Genomic DNA, 16926 nt, shown 5'->3' with positions numbered 1-16926 from the left:
TGATATTCGGTAAGCTATCCCGAACTAATTTAAATAATCAACAGTCACTCTCTTGTAGGTAAGTTAATCTTGATGCTTCTGCTTAAGATCTCCAATCAAGCTTGAACAAATAAAGGAATAACCTGGCAGCTAAATTTTCTTAAATTTCTTGTTTTCAGATTTTAAGTGAAGGAATGTAATACAGCTAACCACAGCTTCAGCTAAAGAAAAAAGGACAGACCATCCGGTACTGTCCTTACGTCATTAACTAAAACTAAAGTCAACGCTTTTAGGTCTATCCATTAGTGGAAAGCGTTTAAACCACTCGTTAAGAATTTTTTATAATTGGCTATTTCATAATCGGCGCCCTGTGGTGGGGCCAATAGTGCTTCTGTTTTTGGATCGAGCAGCACATAAAAAGGTTGCGAATTGGATTGGAATTTTCTGGCTTGAAGGTCGCTCCATTTTTTACCGATGGTGGTGAGTTTCTTTCCTTCAGGTGTACTGGTTACATCAGCCGGAGCCAGTGCTGTTTTATCATCCACATATAGCTGGATCAATACATAATCGGTACTGATCATCTTATATACCTCTTTATCCGGCCAAACATTGGCTTCCATTTTTCTGCAGTTTACGCAGGCATGACCGGTAAAATCAATCATTACTGGTTTGTTCAGCTTTTTCGCTGCGGCCAGGCCCTCATCATAATCGAAATAGACATTCAGTTTTAACGGCGCATGAAATTTATCTGCATATTTATGCGGGCCATCATTTGGTATTGTCTGTTTTCCGGCCAATAAATTGGTGGTATACAGATCAAAGTCCTGGGTTTCCTGCGGCGGAAGAAAAGCAGAAATGCTCCTCAATGGTGCGCCCCACATGCCTGGTATCAGGTAAATGGTAAAGGCCAATACTACAGTAGCGAGAAAAAGCCTCGGTACTGAGATAAATGCCAGCGGACTATCATGCGAAAACTTTAGTTTACCCAAAAGATAAATGCCCATCATTCCGAAAATAACAATCCACAGGCTTAAGAATACCTCACGATCAAACCATTCCCAATGGTAGGCCAGATCTACGTTACTTAAGAATTTTAACGCAAAAGCAAGCTCCAGGAAGCCGAGCACAACCTTAACACTATTTAGCCAGCCACCAGATTTAGGCAATTTGTTCATTGCAGAAGGGAATAGTGCAAATAAGGCAAAAGGAATGGCCAGGGCTAAGGAAAAGCCAAACATACCCGTTGCGGGTCCTAATAAGGCACCCGTTGTAGCGGCCTGTACCAACAGGGTACCTATAATGGGGCCGGTGCACGAGAAGGATACCAATGCCAGTGTGCCGGCCATAAAAAATAATCCTGCAGTGCCGCCTTTGTCAGAATTGGCATCCATTTTATTTACCCACGAAGAGGGCAGTGTAATTTCGAAAGCACCTAAAAACGAAGCTGCAAAAGCAACAAGTAACAGGAAGAAAAAGAAATTGAATATTCCATTGGTAGATAGACTGTTTAAAGCATCGGCACCAAAAATTACGGTAACCAAAAGTCCGAGTACTACATAAATGAGGATAATGAAAAAACCATATAAGGCTGCCCGCCGAAAGGCTTTTCCTTTTTCCGATCCTTTAGTGAAAAAACTTACTGTAAGGGGCAGCATGGGGAAAATGCAGGGCATCAATAATGCAGCTAAACCGCCAACAAAGCCCGCAATAAAAATTCCCCATAAGGTTTTGTGTTCTTCTTTTGATGGCGCAACAGTTTGTTTAACGGTGGCTGGTACTGCGGTTGCTGTTTTGGCAACCGTATCAGTTGCTTTAATTGTACTATCAGGCGTTTCAGGCTTAATCTCTGTAAACGTAAGGTCATCGGTATCAGAGCTGTCCTGTGCATATCCGGTTAAGGATATGGCACCACAGAACAGCAAACCGAGACAGATTTTTTTAAAGGATATCATATGCTTGGTTGCGCTATTATTTTACAGGAATACTAAAGTCAACCTGTTCTGGCGGCAAACATTGCTTATCATCGCAAACCATAAATTCTACACTGCCTTTAACGGTTGCGGTTTTGCCTGTCAGCTTCACTTTTTGTTGAAACACTACCGACTTTTCAAAGTAGCTTACGTCCATTTTAAATGTAGATTCGAATTTGGTTATCGCTTTTGGTTCGATTGTTTTTCCAACCAGGGTATAAGCAGCAGATGAGGGGAAAGTAAAGGTTGTTTTAACCGGGCCTCCGTCTTTAACAAATTGCGAATAGAGGTGCCAGCCTTGGTCTACCGTGGCTTTGATGAAAACAGTAGCGGTATTTGGACCGGTTTTTTTTGCCGCATAACTCCAGGTTACAGGCTTTAAAATCTGGCTGTTTGCACTAAGGCTGATCAGGCATACGGCACAGAACAAAAAGATGATTTTTTTCATGTTGTGGTTGTATTGGTTATGTTGGTTAATTTAATCTGCTAAAGGCCTGGTAATCCAGAAACTCTACATCAGGGGTAATGTATCCTGATTTAACTGGTTCCTGCTTCATTAAATCGGTACTTAAATATTTTTTATTGCTGTCAGAAAAGATGGTGACCACACAGCTTTCAATTCCCATTTTTTGCTGTTGTTTAATGGCACCTATTACATTGGCACCTGAAGATATGCCTACTGCTAAACCTAATTTCTCAGCTAGTTTTTGCGCCATGAGTATGGCATCGCCATCGTTTACCTGTACCACCTCATCCAGTTCGCACAGCTTGACAATTTCAGGAATGAACTCGTCAGAAATGCCCTGGATTCTATGGGTGCCTACTTTATAGCCAGTAGTTAAGGTTGGCGATTCTGCAGGTTCAAGCGGGTGTATTTTAATATTGGCATTTTGCTTTCTTAAAAAGTTACCTACCCCCATGATGGTTCCCCCGGTACCTACTCCGGCTACAAAAGCATCAGGCGATAGATTTTTCAATTGCAATTGTCCCCAGATTTCCCTGCCTGTAGTATATTCATGTGCTTCCGGATTGGCAATATTTTCAAACTGTTTTGGTAAAAAGATATCGGGACTGTTTGCGGCCATTTTCTCTGCAAGTTTAATGCTACCGATAAAACCGCCTTCTTCTTTGCTTACCAGAATTATTTCGGCGCCTAAACTTTTAATAATATCCATGCGCTCCTTACTTAACCAGTTGGGCATAATGATGGTAACCGGGTGGCCCAATGCTTTGCCTATTGCTGCAAATGCAATTCCAGTATTGCCACTCGTGGCTTCAACTATACGGTCTCCGTCTTTGATTTTACCCTCGGCATAAGCTTTTTTCAAAGTGTAAAGTGCCATCCTGTCCTTAATACTGCCCGTTAGGTTATAATGTTCACATTTAACATAGATTTTGCCTGTACTTCCCTGGTAGGTATAGGTCAGCTCCAGCATGGGTGTATTGCCAACCAGAAGCGATAAATGTTCAAATTTCCCGTTTTTGGCAGAAGTCATTTCATTAGCTGTTAACGTTTTCATGGATGTTTTAAATTAAATCAGAAAGAGCTGTTTTAATTAATTAAAATTTCGGTAAAACTCAGTAATATTATTATTTGTGTCAATAGAAGTCGTTTTTTACAGAAATTTTCTGTTTTTTTGAGTTATTATTGATTTTTATTTCAGTTTACATCAATTTTTTTAACGCCTATTATATTTTTTTTCAATCCATTTAGTGTATGATACAAGGAGATTTAGACCAGGTTGATATCGAGATATTAAAATTGCTGCAGCATGATGCCGCCCTGACCCATAAAGAAGTGGCATTAAAGCTGCATAAATCAATAGCAACCATACACGAGCGTATAAGAAGGTTAAAGGAGCAAGGTTATATTAAAAGAATTGTGGCGATTCTCGACCGTAAAAAAATCAACAGTAACCTGATAGCTTTCTCGCATGTATTGCTGAAAGAACATACGGCTAAAACGCTGATCGAATTCGAAACTGAAGTTTCCAAGTTTGCAGAAGTGATGGAGTGCCTTCAAATGACCGGTGCCCACGATTTTATCTTGCGTATTGCGACTAAAGATATGGATGCCTATCATGAATTTTTACGGAATAAGCTGGCTACATTGCCCAATATTACAACCGTTCAAAGTTACTTTGTACTCTCAGAGCCAAAGAGCGAAACAGCTTACCCGCTGTAATGTTGGTTCTTTAGTTATTTTTAGAAGTTAGCCTGTATACTAAAAAAAGATAACGCTGTTGGTCTGGTTTTAGTTCATGCAGGTTTATACTTTCATGTGCGGGTATCTTTTGAATTGCTTAAATCGTTATAAATGAAATAATTAGTGGATGCGCGAAACTTGTTATATAAATAAATTAAACTTCCCTTCATTTTCTTATAGCAATTATGCATTTATCAATAATAACTGAATTCGATTTGATATCTGCTGCGATCAGTTAATTCTTCAACTTAACCTTAAGTTAACATCGGGGTTCTTTCTTTGTTTGGCATTGCCTGATATAAATGCTTTTAACATGATCAAACCCTTTAGTGTTCTCGTACTTTTTCTGCTTTTCATTTCAAATGCGATTGCCCAGGAAGAGAAATTCGAATCGATTATTGCGCTGAATCAGAAAGATCCGACTGCTGCCCTCGCCCGATTAAAAAAAATATACGCTAAAGCTATCGATGATAACGATGAGCTTTTGGAAGGTAAATGTTTGCAGCAGATGGGTAAGATCTGTTATACGCAAGGGCATTTTAGCCAATCGTTAGAGTTCTTTTTAAAAGCAGATAAAATATTCGGTAATGCCAATCAATCGCTTTTATTGGCTGCTAACCTTAACGATGCCGGGGTGCTCTACTATTACATGAAGCAGAAAGACAAGGCCATGCATAGCTACAGTAAAGCCATTGGCATTTATAAAAGATCAAATAACCTGGTCGGACAGGTAACTGTTTTGGGTAATATTGGGCAGTTATACGAGAAAAGACAACTTTACGACAGCGCATTTTACTATCAAAAACTGGCTTTAAAGATAAACGGAAAGATTAACGACAAAAGTGCAGCTGCAAAAATACATGAAAACCTGGGCAGTATCTATGAAGATCTGGAACGTTATGATTCGGCCTATGTACACTTTAAACAGTCGTTAAAGTTATATCAGGAAGATCATAATAACCTGGGGAGTATTGAGGTAATTAATAATTTAGGTGATATTCTCCGTAAAACCGGCCGGTATAAAGAAAGTATTGCCCAAACAGAAACTGCACTTAAGCTGGCCGAAAAAATGGGCAATATTTATCAGTTAAGCTCCTGTTGCAGGGATTTGGGCAAGGCCTACGAGCTGTTAAACAATATGGACAGCGCCTACCACTATGTAAAACTTGGTTATAAGTACACCATCGATCTGTATTCTGAAGATGGCGCCCGCCAGGCGGCTTTTTTGCAGGTGCTTTATGATATCAATAAAAAATCGGATGAGATCAACAAACTGAAAAACGACCGCAAGGTGAACAGGATTATTGCTTTTTCTGCTACCATTGTGGTGATATTACTGGTTGTTCTGGGCTTTGTTATTTTCAGCAGGCAGCGGTTAAAGTTAAAAGATCAGCAGATGCTGGCAAGGCAGAAGGAAATAGAACATGGGATGACCAGTCTTGAGCTCAAAAATCTTCAGCTCGAGGAACAAAATCTGAAACAATTGCTGGAGGTTAAAAGCAGGGAGTTATCTACACATACCTTAAACCTGATCAAACATAACCAATTCCTTGAAAACCTCAGGAGTACCTTGCAAGCCATGGTAAAAGAGGATAAACGCGATCAGAAAAAGCAGATGAACCAGATCCTGGCAGAGATTAATCAGAGCTTTAACCACGAACGCAACTGGAAAGAATTTACACTGGCTTTCGAACAGGTGCACCACCAATTTCTCGAAAGCCTTAAAAAATATAGCAGTGAGCTTACTTCTGCTGATATGCGCCTGATTGCACTGTTAAAAATGAACCTCGATTCAGGCGATATTGCAACCTTACTTGGTATTTCTACCGATAGCCTGAGGGTATCGAGATACAGGTTAAGGAAAAAGCTAAATCTGGCACAGGGCGATAATTTATCGGCATTTATCCAGGCATTATAAGCGTTACATCAGCTGTAATATACGAACGGTTTTTTAATGGTTTTAGGGGCTTAACAATTCGTTAATGTAACGGTAATAAAAGCATAATGGCGTTTTTTGTTGTTGTTAATGCTTTGATAATCAGTATTTTGTTGTTTTATGTTGCTTTTTTATATATGGCTGTTGTAACGCTGTTGCCTTTATGTAACCCTGATAATTTTTTTGTGTAAAATGGTGTATACATCTTTGGCCGTCGATAATAAAAAGACATGACCAAACACAATGAATAAACAATTACAAATTCTGTTTTTACTTCTTTTTTGTGCAGCAACAGCTCATGCCACAAAACTGAAAGGCCACGTTTACGATAAGCAAACGGGAGAAGCCATTGTAGGTGCAACAGTGGTTTTAGACAACCCAAGGCGCACAACCAATACCGGATTAGATGGTACTTTCGAATTTAAGGATGTAAAAGCAGGTACTGCCAAAATCAGTGTAAGCTACATCACTTACAGAACCATCGAAAAAACTATAGTGATACTGAAAGAAGACAACGATCACTTAAAGTTTTACATGGAGAGCGATTCGAAAAATCTCGATGATATTAGCATTAAGTCGAATGCAGTCAGTTCTACCGATCAGGGAGCAAGGCATCTGGAAAAAAATGCGGCACAGTTGATGAATATCGTATCAGGTAGGGCAATCGAAATTTCGCCGGATTTAACAGTGGCCAATGTGATGCAACGCATTTCGGGTGTATCTATAGAACGCAACAGCAATGGCGATGGGCAATATGCCATATTGAGGGGAATGGATAAACGCTACAATTATACTTTGGTAAATGGCGTTAAAATCCCAAGCCCCGATAATAAATACCGTTATGTTCCGCTTGATCTTTTTCCTTCTGATTTACTTGATCGTTTAGAGGTGTATAAAACGCTTACTCCAAATTTGGAGGGTGATGCGATTGGCGGTGCCATTAATATGGTGATGAAAAATGCCCCGGGTTTGTTGCAGGTAAATGCCAATGTTTCTACCGGTTATAGTCAATTGTTTTTCGATCGTAAGTTTACCAGTTATAATGCTTCAGGTATTAATTATAAATCGCCTTACGAAATAAACGGTAAAAGCTATAATGCTACGCAGAATGATTTCACAAAAGGAACACTCGACTATCAATATAAAAATCCGGCACCTCATTTAATCGGGAGTTTATCTGTAAGTAAACGCTTTTTAGATAACAGGTTAGGTGTAGTGTTGGCAGGGAGTTATCAAAATACCTATCGCGGCAGCAATAGTACTTTTTACAATAATTCAGTTGTGGGCACAGATGCTTATGCTACCATTACCAGTAAGAGTTACCGTGAGTATTCAGAACAGCAGCAACGTACGGGCTTACATGGAAAAATCGATTACGTCTTTAATAAAGATCACCAGATCAGTTTGTACAATGTATATGTTAATCTGAAAAACCAACAGGTTAGAGATGCCGTAACCACCACCTATAACAAAGATTATGATCCTGTAGCAGGAAATGCACAGCTGGTTTTCGATACCCGTAGCCGTTTAACAGAACAGCAGGTTTACAATTCTACGCTGCACGGCGACCATAAATTTTTTGATGATAAATTTAAGGTGCAATGGTCGGCTGTTTATTCTTCAGCTAAAAATGATGTGCCCGAAAATACCAGTATCAGCCTGAATGGATTGGAGCAGAATTTTCAGCGCAAGCGAACCAGTTTAGTGAATACCAACCCGGTTACCCGCAGATGGGAACGCAATACCGACGAAGATTTAGCGGGTTACCTGGACCTGACTTACCATGTTTTATCAGGAATCCATAAACTGGATATTATGGCTGGAGGTTTATACCGAGATAAACAAAGGAGCAGCTTCTTTAATAATTACAATTTGGCCCAGGGAGCAGATCATGCAAATGATGTTTATGGTGTGAATTTCCAAAATTATACAGACTTGAACCTGGTGGTAAGCAATCCAACAGGTGCGGTAGCTAACTCTCTAACTTACGACGCTACAGAGAAAACCACTGCCGGTTATGGAATGTTTAAATATACTTCGGCCAAACTTGAAGTGATAGGTGGTGCAAGGGTAGAGCACACCAATCAGGGTTATAACCTTCTTTTTCCGGCAGGAGAATCTTTCCCGAAAGGAAATCAGATTTATACCGATGTATTGCCTAGTTTAACTGCAAAATATTTTTTAACAGAAAAAGCACAGCTGCATGCTTCTTATTACAAAGCCCTTAACCGCCCGGGTTTTTATGAAATCGTACCCGGAAAAGTTGTAAATGAAGAATTTCAGGAGCGTGGTAATCCTAACCTGCAACGTGCACTGGCCGATAATTTTGATTTAAGGTACGAACTTTTTCCAGGTGCTTCAGAACAGTTGCTGGTTGGTGCTTTTTATAAGCGGATCAAAAATCCAATTGAATATACTTTCCAGGCCGATGCGGTTCGTGGTCAGGATATTTATTACAGTCCAGGAAACTTTGGTACGGCCAATAATTATGGCGCAGAGGTAGATTACATTAAATATTTCAGCAAAATAGGCTTGAAAGCCAATTATACTTACACGCATTCGCGCATCAACACGACTAAAACCACCAGGGTTATTAATAGCACTACCGGAGATACAGAACCAGCTAACGTTAACCAGGAACGTCCGCTTTATGGCCAGTCGGCACATATCGCCAACCTGTCGTTATTGTTCAAAGACACTAAAAAGGGCTGGGACGTTCAGGTTGCAGGTGCCTATACCGGGCCACGTATCAACACCGTTTCACAATTCTTAAATAACGATTTATGGCAGGAAGGATTTGTACAGATGGATGCATCTGCAGAGAAACGTTTTAAAGGGGGGATCAGTGTTTTTGTAAAAGCCAACAATATCTTAAATACACCAACAAAACTGTTTATAAAAGGTACAAATCCGGCAAATAACGATATCGGCGAAGATCTGGTTAAAAATGGAAACACCTTGATCAGAAGCGATTATTATGGTCAAAACTACCTTGTTGGCTTTAGGTATAAGTTTAATTAATAGCATTTAAATATATAAAGACATGAAAACGAAACCGTTTTTTAAACTATTAGCCCTTGTTTTGCTGGCCTTAACAGGATGCAAAAAGGCCAATATAGATGTAGATACCACCACTGTTGACGGCTCGGCCATTGGCGAAGTTTCTGGGGTTTGGGCAAAAGGCAGTACACAGGTGATTAAAGGCGACATCGTTATCCCGGAAGGGAAAACGCTAACCATTGAAGAAGGCGTAACGGTGCTGATGGATACAGTGGCTAAACCAGAAATTATTATAAAAGGTAACCTGTATGCTTTAGGCACCACTGAGAACCCGATCAAATTTACTGTAAATGAATTTTATAAAACCCCATCAAAAAAATTCGGAAAGCTTTGGGGCGGTATTTTGGCTGGCCCAACATGCGAGGAGCTGGTGCTTGATCATGTTATTCTCGAATATGGGGGATCAACTACCTCAGATGCTTCGACATCGGTAAAAATGGGACTTTACAAAGCGAAAGCCGGCGAGAACTTACCTGCACTCTGGTTTGCCAACGCAAATGGCAAATTGGTTGTTCAAAACAGTATTTTCAGAAACCTGCAGGAAGATTGTACCTATATTGAGGGCGGAAAGATCATTTTTGCCAATAATGTGTTTTATACCACAGGTGTAACCGGCGGGGAGGCCATGAACTTTAAATCGGGCTGTTTGGCAGATATAGCCTATAATTTAGTGTATAGCACCAATACCAACGCCTTAAAATTATCGAACACAGGAGATAAAACACCACAAACCTACATTATTGCCTACAATAATACCATGGTAAACACAGGCTGGAGAAGACCAACTGCTAAAGGTGGCTCAGTCTGGCTGGAGAGTACTGTGCGTGCCGATCTGTATAATAATCTTTTCGCCAATACCCGTTTTGGTGTGAAAAGAGATCCGAAAAAGCCAGAGGATAGCCGTTCTGCTTACAGCAATAACTGGTATTATGGTTTTGACCAAACCACTGTAAACCAGTTTCAGCCAACAGGCGATATTGTAGGTGGTAAAAACGATGTTATCAGCAATGTTGCAGGTGCAAACGATCCTAAATTTGTAAATTATCCTTTAAATACAGCAGTTACCAATCCCGATTTCAATACCGCATGGGATTTCCACCTGCAGGGCAACTCGCCGGCTTTGGGTAAAGGCATCACTAATTTTACCCGCCATCACCAAGCTGGCATTATAATGAAAAATGGCATCACCTATATTTCCCCTTCACCATCTACGTTTGTTGGGGCATACGGAACTAAAATATAAAATGAAATATAACAATATCTTAAAACTTACCGCTTTTGCGGTTTTAAGCCTGGCCATTTCTTGTAAGGGAGGCGCACAAAACGGAAATAGTACAGTAGTTAAACCTTTATATGTATCTGATCCTGTTGATTTTGATACCGATGATCCCGCAATTTGGGTAAATCCGGACGATCCGGCACATTCTTTAGTAGTCGGTACCGATAAAGATAGCAATGGAGGTTTATATGTTTTCGACCTGAAAGGTAAAATCATCAGATCAAAAACTGTAAAAGGCCTGAAACGGCCTAATAATGTAGATATTGCCTATGGTTTGCAGCTGGCAGGGAAAAAGACAGATGTGGCGGTAACAACAGAACGTTACACGCATAAACTGCGCATATTTTCCCTTCCCGATATGAAAGCAATCGATAATGGCGGAATTCCGGTTTTTGAGGGCGAAACAGGGGCCGAGTACCGCGATCTGATGGGAATTTCGATGTATACTGACCCAAATGGAAAAATTTATGCCATTGTTGGCCGTAAAACAGGACCTAAAAACGGTGGCTACCTTTGGCAATATTTATTGTCAGATGACGGAAAAGGAAATGTTAAAGCCAATTTGGTTCGGAAATTCGGCCGGTACAGTGGTAAAAAAGAAATCGAAGCCATTGCCGTTGATAACGAACTGGGTTTTGTTTATTATTGTGATGAGCAGGTAGGGGTGCGCAAGTATTATGCGGATCCGGCCAAAGGAGATCAGGAATTGGCATTATTCGGACAAGGCGATTTTTCTGTCGACAATGAGGGAATCGCCATTTATAAAACCCCAGGAAATAAAGGCTATATCCTGGTATCTGATCAGGGATCCAGGCAGTTAAAGGTATACGACCGGGTAGCTAAAACCAATGCAGCCCACCCGCATCCGCTATTAACCACAATTAAATATTCGGCCAATCAGACAGACGGTATTGATGTGGTTTCAGTTCCTTTAAATAACGATTTTAAGCACGGTTTGTTAGTGGCGATGAGCGATGATAAAACCTTTCATTTTTACAGGTGGGAAGATATAGCTGGTAAAAAATTGACTAGTGTAAATCCATAACATTAACATTTGTTTTTGGAAAGCAGTTGCAGGAGCATTTAGGGCGGTTCAGTCCTGCTCCCGCTTCTGCCAATTTGAAGGAAATTGGCATCCCGCTTTGATCAGGTTTAGGAAGCAGAAATAGCACTGCTATGGTAGTGAAATCAAAGAGCAAGCAAAAATTATTGTCATCCTGAGCCTGTCGAAGGACAAATGTTTTTTGCTTTCGACTGCCAAAGGGCTTCGACAGGCTATCATTGATGTTATTTGGTAATTGCTTGCTAATAAGATATTTGCGATACTATACATTTCCACCCAGCTAGGCTACAGCACCGTATTCGCGTTCCACTTAAATCCGGCCTGACAAATTTTTCGGATTCTGCTGACCCAGCCACACAGCCGACCCTTAAAGAAAAATTTTCAGCCGGCATTTTATTAATGATCTTCTATTGTTTTCATTTGTATTAATGAGCTCGGCAATGCCTCGGTTTTGTTTCTTTTTGATGCCAAAAAGAAAGAGCCTTTCGGCGGCGGCGGACCTGTACCGATTTTTCATCGGTAGCCGAGGTAAGAATGAGCCTCTGGACAAAAAAGAATATGCGTCATTTATATTGATTCTTACAAAATAAATTACCCCCTCAGACTGACAACGACAATACTTAACTTTATGAAGTTGCGCGGGTACTTGTAGTGTAATGAGGCTGATCTACACCGCAATATTATTCGATAATTTATACTCAGACGGGGTAATTCCCGTCTGTTTTTTGAAATATTTGCCAAAAAATGAGGAGTTGCTGAAGTGAAGTTCCATGGCTACCTCCGAAATATTCATCACATGGCTGGTTAACAGCAATTTCGCTTCCCTGATTACCATTTCATCAATAATTTTCCCTGCCGTTCTATCAGTTACCTGTTTAACAACCTGAGATAAATGCCTTGGCGTAATACGTAAACAGTTGGCGTAATAAATTACACGCTTTTCCTGTTTAAAGTTTTCTGAAACCAGTGATAAAAAACGATTGGTGAGTTCAGTCTTGCTGTCGTGAGCAAAAGGTAAGGGATCTTTATGTTTGTTTTTTATCAGAAAGATATCATACAGTAGCTCCAGGAAGCTATTGTGCACAATGTTTTTAATCTGAGGGGTATCTTTAGATACATTCAGTTTTTTGTGCAGGGCAAGCATATCGTAATAAATGAATGTATATTCCTCTTTTGATAATGAAAATTTATGGGTAGGATCGTTCTGGAACATTCTGTAAGCTTCTCCGCTATTAAAGAATACCCCTTTGGTTTTTAAATAACTTTTATTAAAGTGGATGCTGATGAAAGAAACATCGCTATTGTCCTTTATCTCATAAACGGCATGCGGAAAAATGAGCAGGATATCTCTTTGATTTAATACATGTTCTACAAAATTTATCCTCAGGTTCATCTTTCCTTTTGTGATCAGGACTAAAGCATAACTCGATATACGGAAAGGTTCAGAACTGCAATAATGGGGATCTCTGCTATGATGGATTTTTGCCATCAGGCCATCGTTTAAAGAAAGTGCTTCCTCATGTTCTTTTTCTGAAAAAGTGGTATTGAGTAACTCTTGTTGCATAAAAATCGTTCAGCGTTTTTTAATAATTTCTTAACAGATTCGATTATCTTTTGCACTACAATTTCAGCCACCCTTTTGGGGGTAGTTTTTCGTCCTTTATCTGTCTGATTTTACGCTGACAAATGTAATGTTCGGGATCAATTTTGCAAGTAATTTTTTTTAAAATGACTAATTTCTGATTGATTTTTGTGTTTTTGATTAATAAATTTAAATATTTTAATGTGCTTAAATACAGGTTTTTATATTGTTTTTAATGCTTTTTTGACTGTTTTTAACCTTTTTACTATTTTATAATAAAAGTCAGAATGTCAATTAGTCAATTCATCTGAATGTCACATTTTCCCGATCCAACTTTTTGACCAATATATCCCACATTTGAACCTTTTTTTGCCTTCAATTCCGCGTTAAAATTGTGTTATCAAATTGTTTGGTTAATGCAGCCTTAATCTATATCGTTGATTTTAATATCTGCAGGTAGCATTCTGGCACAGGCCAAACTTTCAGAACAGGGTTTTAAAAACTGTAGAACAATAACGTTCAGTATGCGCAAAAAATTACAAGATAGAATTGCCTCTTTTAAGGATGCGGCGGTGATAAAAGAAAAGGGATTATATCCTTATTTCAGGTCGATAGAATCTGCCCAGGATACCGAGGTGGTTATGAATGGGGAAAAGGTACTCATGTTTGGTTCAAATTCCTATTTAGGTTTAACCAATCATCCTAAAATAAAAGAAGCTGCAAAAGCAGCCATCGAAAAATATGGAACCGGTTGTGCAGGATCGCGATTTTTAAACGGTTCGCTCGATATACACCTCGAATTGGAAAATCGTCTGGCCGAATATGTGGGTAAAGAAGCTGCTGTGCTTTTTAGTACCGGTTTCCAGGTCAACTTAGGAGTAATATCCTGTTTATTGGATCGTAACGATTACCTGTTGCTTGATGAGTACGATCATGCCTCTATTATTGATGGAAGCCGTTTGGCGTTTTCGCGTACCATTAAATATGCGCATAACGATATGCAGGATCTGCGCCGAAAACTAAGCCGGTTGCCTGAAGATGCCGCTAAACTGATTGTTTCTGATGGCATTTTCAGCATGGAAGGCGACCTGGTTAACCTGCCCGAAATGGTAGAAATTGCCAATGAGTTTGGTGCCAATATTATGATGGATGACGCACATAGCCTTGGCGTAATTGGCTTTAATGGATCTGGAACGGCATCACATTTCAATCTTACCGGCGATGTTGACCTCATTATGGGCACTTTTAGCAAATCGCTGGCTTCGCTGGGTGGTTTTGTTGCTGGCAGTACCGAAACCATCGAATACATCAAGCATCGCGCCCGCTCACTGATGTTCAGTGCAAGTATGCCGCCATCTGCCGTAGCAAGCGTGATTGCAGCATTAGATATTATCGAATCGGAGCCTGAACGGATTGATAAACTTTGGGCCAATACCGAATATGCAAAGAAACTTTTGCTCGAAGCAGGTTTCGATATTGGGCACAGCAATAGCCCGATTATTCCCGTTTACATCCGCGATAATATCAAAACCTTTATGATTACGAATATCCTTCAGCAGAACGGGGTTTTCGTTAACCCGGTGGTTTCTCCGGCAGTGCCGTCAGATGCTTCTTTAATCCGGTTTTCTTTGATGGCTACACATTCCTTCGATCAGATTGAATGGGCCATAGATAAACTAAGTGCAGCTTTTAAGGCTGTTAATCTTGAATTAGTAGGAAGCAGATCATGAGAGAACTGGTAACGGTTTCTGGTAAAAAAGCATTAGCAGCGTTTGTAGATTTTCCGCATGCATTATACGCGGGCGACGTAAATTACGTTCCCGAACTTTTTATTGCCCAGCGCGATCTGCTTACTCCAGGTAAACATCCTTTTTACGAACATTCTGAAATACAGCTTTTTCTGCTTTATGATGAAGGTAAGGTCATCGGACGTATTGCAGCAATCAACAATAACAACCATAATAAAGTCTATGGATCTAAAGACGGCTTTTTTGGCTTTTTCGATTGTATTAATGATGCAGCGGCAGCTAAACAGCTTTTTGAAGCAGCGCAGACCTGGTTAAAAGAAAAGGGACTGACCAAAATTTTAGGTCCGGTTAATTTCTCTACCAACGAAGTATGCGGCTTGCTGATTGAAGGTTTTGATGGTCCGCCCGTAGCCATGATGCCATATAATGCACAGTATTATCTGACTTTTCTGGAGCAAATGGGTTTTCAAAAGAATGTTGATTTGAGGGCTTACCGGTATACTGCTGGCAATTATAACGACCGCTCGCTAAAGCTGATGGATAGGATAGAGGAACGTTTGAAACGGAACGATATTATTCTTCGTAAAATCAACATGAAGAAATTCAAGGAAGAATGTAATGCGGTAAGAGAGGTGTATAACAAGGCATGGGATAAAAACCTTGGTTTTGTACCTATGACGGATAAAGAATTCGACTATACGGCAAACGACCTAAAAATGATACTCGACCCTGATTTTTGTATCCTGGCCGAGCAGCATGGCAAGATTGTGGGCTTTGCTTTAGCCATACCCGATATTAACCAGATTTTGATCAAAATTAAACGCGGAAGACTGTTCCCAACGGGTCTGATCAAGCTTTTAGTAAATAAAAAGAAAATCGATGGTATCCGGATTTTGTTGCTTGGCGTGGTTGATGGTTACCGTAAAATGGGTATCGAAGCCTGTTTATATGGCCGGATCATTAAACATTTTGAAGCCAAAAAAATGAAATATGCAGAGGCCAGCTGGACTTTAGATCATAACGATTTGATTAATAAGCCTATTGAAGATATTGGTGGAAAGTTATATCGAAAATACAGGATTTTAGAAAAAGCGATATGAAAAAGCGGGTGTTGATTACTGGAGCAACAGGATTTGTGGGTTATCACCTGATTAAATCTGCTTTGGCAAACGATCTTGAAGTGTATGCAAATGTGCGTCAACCAGCCACTGCAGCGCATCTTAAAGATTTTCCGATCAACTATGTTAACCTTGACCTTTCTTCCATATACCTGTTGAAAGAAAATATAGAAGAAAACAGATACGACTACATTGTACATGCGGCTGCAGTAACCAAGGCAAAAAAAAGGGATGATTACAACCAGGTAAATGCCATTTATACCCGAAACCTGGCTTTAGCGGCTTCAAAATCAGCTCATCGTATAAAGAAATTTGTATTTGTAAGCAGTTTGGCCGCGCTTGGGCCATTAAATCAAAAGAATGAAAAACTCACTGACAGGGCTGCCTCAAATCCGGTAACCAATTATGGGATCAGCAAAGCCCTTGCTGAAACCTACCTGGCTCAGATTCCTGATCTGCCCTTAATTACATTCAGGCCCACAGCAGTGTACGGACCCCGGGAGAAAGACATTTTTATACTGATTAAAACCATTAAAGCCGGGCTGGAGCTGTATATCGGAAAGCAGGAGCAGGAATTAAGCTTTGTGTACGCCACTGATTTAGCCGATATCATTATAAAGGCACTTGCCTCTGATGTAGTGGGTAAAAGTTATAACGTATCTGATGGGGCGGTTTATAACCGTTCTGCGCTGGCCGCACATGTGCGCAAAGCTTTAAACAAAAAAACATTGATTGTGAATGTACCTGTGCAAATGATTAAGGGCCTGGCATGGTCCATGGAAAGGTTGTATGGCGTGTTTAATAAAATCCCAGCCTTAAATGTAGATAAGATAAAAGAACTCACTGCCCTTAACTGGGGCTGTGATATTAAAAATATTCAGAACGATTTTGGTTTCGTGCCCCAATTCAGCCTGGAACAGGGCCTTACCGAAACCATAAACTGGTACCGTAAAAATAATTGGTTATAAGATTTTAAATAAAATAG

At 40.0% G+C, this 16926-nt stretch carries 12 protein-coding genes; 8 read left to right on the top strand and 4 right to left on the bottom strand.

Annotation, left to right across the window (positions count from 1 at the left end; genetic code table 11):
* Window positions 1–281 precede the first annotated feature (281 nt).
* From ACFSR6_RS00320 to ACFSR6_RS00310, 3 genes are read right to left on the bottom strand one after another with little or no spacing between them, the layout of a single operon-like run.
* On the bottom strand, window positions 282–1931 hold the full coding sequence (locus ACFSR6_RS00320; protein ID WP_379073617.1) for a protein-disulfide reductase DsbD family protein: 1650 nt from the start codon (window positions 1929–1931) through the stop codon (window positions 282–284).
* A 16-nt stretch (window positions 1932–1947) separates the two neighbouring features.
* Window positions 1948–2397 (bottom strand): protein-disulfide reductase DsbD domain-containing protein, encoded by a 450-nt coding sequence (locus tag ACFSR6_RS00315; protein WP_379073615.1) that lies wholly within the window; start codon window positions 2395–2397, stop codon window positions 1948–1950.
* 25 nt (window positions 2398–2422) lie between these two features.
* Window positions 2423–3469 (bottom strand): PLP-dependent cysteine synthase family protein, encoded by a 1047-nt coding sequence (locus ACFSR6_RS00310; RefSeq protein ID WP_379073613.1) that lies wholly within the window; start codon window positions 3467–3469, stop codon window positions 2423–2425.
* A gap of 197 nt (window positions 3470–3666) precedes the next feature.
* Here ACFSR6_RS00310 and ACFSR6_RS00305 point away from each other — a divergent pair, with 197 nt between their 5' ends.
* The 5 genes from ACFSR6_RS00305 to ACFSR6_RS00285 all read left to right on the top strand — a co-directional run bounded on the left by ACFSR6_RS00305 (window position 3667) and on the right by ACFSR6_RS00285 (window position 11475).
* On the top strand, window positions 3667–4134 hold the full coding sequence (locus tag ACFSR6_RS00305) for an Lrp/AsnC family transcriptional regulator (RefSeq protein ID WP_184465871.1): 468 nt from the start codon (window positions 3667–3669) through the stop codon (window positions 4132–4134).
* Window positions 4135–4468: 334 nt separating this feature from the next.
* Window positions 4469–6073 carry a tetratricopeptide repeat protein gene (locus ACFSR6_RS00300; protein ID WP_379073611.1) on the top strand — a complete coding sequence of 535 codons (1605 nt, stop codon included), beginning with the start codon at window positions 4469–4471 and terminating at the stop codon, window positions 6071–6073.
* Window positions 6074–6334: 261 nt separating this feature from the next.
* A complete protein-coding gene (locus tag ACFSR6_RS00295) occupies window positions 6335–9112 on the top strand; it encodes a TonB-dependent receptor (RefSeq protein WP_379073609.1) in 2778 nt (925 codons plus the stop codon).
* A 22-nt stretch (window positions 9113–9134) separates the two neighbouring features.
* The gene (locus ACFSR6_RS00290) at window positions 9135–10394 is read left to right on the top strand and encodes a right-handed parallel beta-helix repeat-containing protein (RefSeq protein ID WP_379073607.1); all 1260 of its coding nucleotides are present in this window, start codon (window positions 9135–9137) and stop codon (window positions 10392–10394) included.
* Window position 10395: 1 nt separating this feature from the next.
* Window positions 10396–11475: a phytase gene (locus ACFSR6_RS00285; RefSeq protein WP_379073605.1), complete on the top strand. Its 1080-nt coding sequence runs from the start codon at window positions 10396–10398 to the stop codon at window positions 11473–11475.
* A 685-nt stretch (window positions 11476–12160) separates the two neighbouring features.
* On the opposite strand, the gene ACFSR6_RS00280 is transcribed toward ACFSR6_RS00285, so the two are convergent.
* On the bottom strand, window positions 12161–13057 hold the full coding sequence (locus tag ACFSR6_RS00280) for a helix-turn-helix domain-containing protein (protein WP_379073604.1): 897 nt from the start codon (window positions 13055–13057) through the stop codon (window positions 12161–12163).
* Window positions 13058–13599: 542 nt separating this feature from the next.
* Here ACFSR6_RS00280 and spt point away from each other — a divergent pair.
* Genes spt through ACFSR6_RS00265 form a run of 3 tightly spaced genes read left to right on the top strand, consistent with a single transcriptional unit; the run spans window position 13600 to window position 16909 of the window.
* Window positions 13600–14805, top strand: a complete 1206-nt coding sequence (gene spt, locus ACFSR6_RS00275) for a serine palmitoyltransferase (protein ID WP_379073651.1) — start codon at window positions 13600–13602, stop codon at window positions 14803–14805.
* Window positions 14802–15923 (top strand): hypothetical protein, encoded by a 1122-nt coding sequence (locus tag ACFSR6_RS00270; protein ID WP_379073602.1) that lies wholly within the window; start codon window positions 14802–14804, stop codon window positions 15921–15923. The genes spt and ACFSR6_RS00270 overlap by 4 nt, the downstream gene beginning before the upstream one ends.
* On the top strand, window positions 15920–16909 hold the full coding sequence (locus ACFSR6_RS00265) for an NAD-dependent epimerase/dehydratase family protein (RefSeq protein WP_379073600.1): 990 nt from the start codon (window positions 15920–15922) through the stop codon (window positions 16907–16909). The genes ACFSR6_RS00270 and ACFSR6_RS00265 overlap by 4 nt, the downstream gene beginning before the upstream one ends.
* The last annotated feature ends 17 nt before the right edge of the window (window positions 16910–16926 follow it).

It is taken from the genome of Pedobacter vanadiisoli, from assembly GCF_042684385.1.
In the GTDB taxonomy this organism is placed as follows: domain Bacteria; phylum Bacteroidota; class Bacteroidia; order Sphingobacteriales; family Sphingobacteriaceae; genus Pedobacter; species Pedobacter vanadiisoli.
This window is presented reverse-complemented; position numbering and strand designations above follow the sequence as displayed.

Coding starts and splice junctions, on each gene's coding strand:
- ACFSR6_RS00280 (WP_379073604.1), bottom strand. CDS start 13,057: ATGCAACAAGAGTTACTCAATACCACTTTTTCAGAAAAAGAACATGAG.
- ACFSR6_RS00310 (WP_379073613.1), bottom strand. CDS start 3,469: ATGAAAACGTTAACAGCTAATGAAATGACTTCTGCCAAAAACGGGAAA.
- spt (WP_379073651.1), top strand. CDS start 13,600: ATGCGCAAAAAATTACAAGATAGAATTGCCTCTTTTAAGGATGCGGCG.
- ACFSR6_RS00285 (WP_379073605.1), top strand. CDS start 10,396: ATGAAATATAACAATATCTTAAAACTTACCGCTTTTGCGGTTTTAAGC.
- ACFSR6_RS00270 (WP_379073602.1), top strand. CDS start 14,802: ATGAGAGAACTGGTAACGGTTTCTGGTAAAAAAGCATTAGCAGCGTTT.
- ACFSR6_RS00305 (WP_184465871.1), top strand. CDS start 3,667: ATGATACAAGGAGATTTAGACCAGGTTGATATCGAGATATTAAAATTG.
- ACFSR6_RS00300 (WP_379073611.1), top strand. CDS start 4,469: ATGATCAAACCCTTTAGTGTTCTCGTACTTTTTCTGCTTTTCATTTCA.
- ACFSR6_RS00290 (WP_379073607.1), top strand. CDS start 9,135: ATGAAAACGAAACCGTTTTTTAAACTATTAGCCCTTGTTTTGCTGGCC.
- ACFSR6_RS00295 (WP_379073609.1), top strand. CDS start 6,335: ATGAATAAACAATTACAAATTCTGTTTTTACTTCTTTTTTGTGCAGCA.
- ACFSR6_RS00320 (WP_379073617.1), bottom strand. CDS start 1,931: ATGATATCCTTTAAAAAAATCTGTCTCGGTTTGCTGTTCTGTGGTGCC.
- ACFSR6_RS00265 (WP_379073600.1), top strand. CDS start 15,920: ATGAAAAAGCGGGTGTTGATTACTGGAGCAACAGGATTTGTGGGTTAT.
- ACFSR6_RS00315 (WP_379073615.1), bottom strand. CDS start 2,397: ATGAAAAAAATCATCTTTTTGTTCTGTGCCGTATGCCTGATCAGCCTT.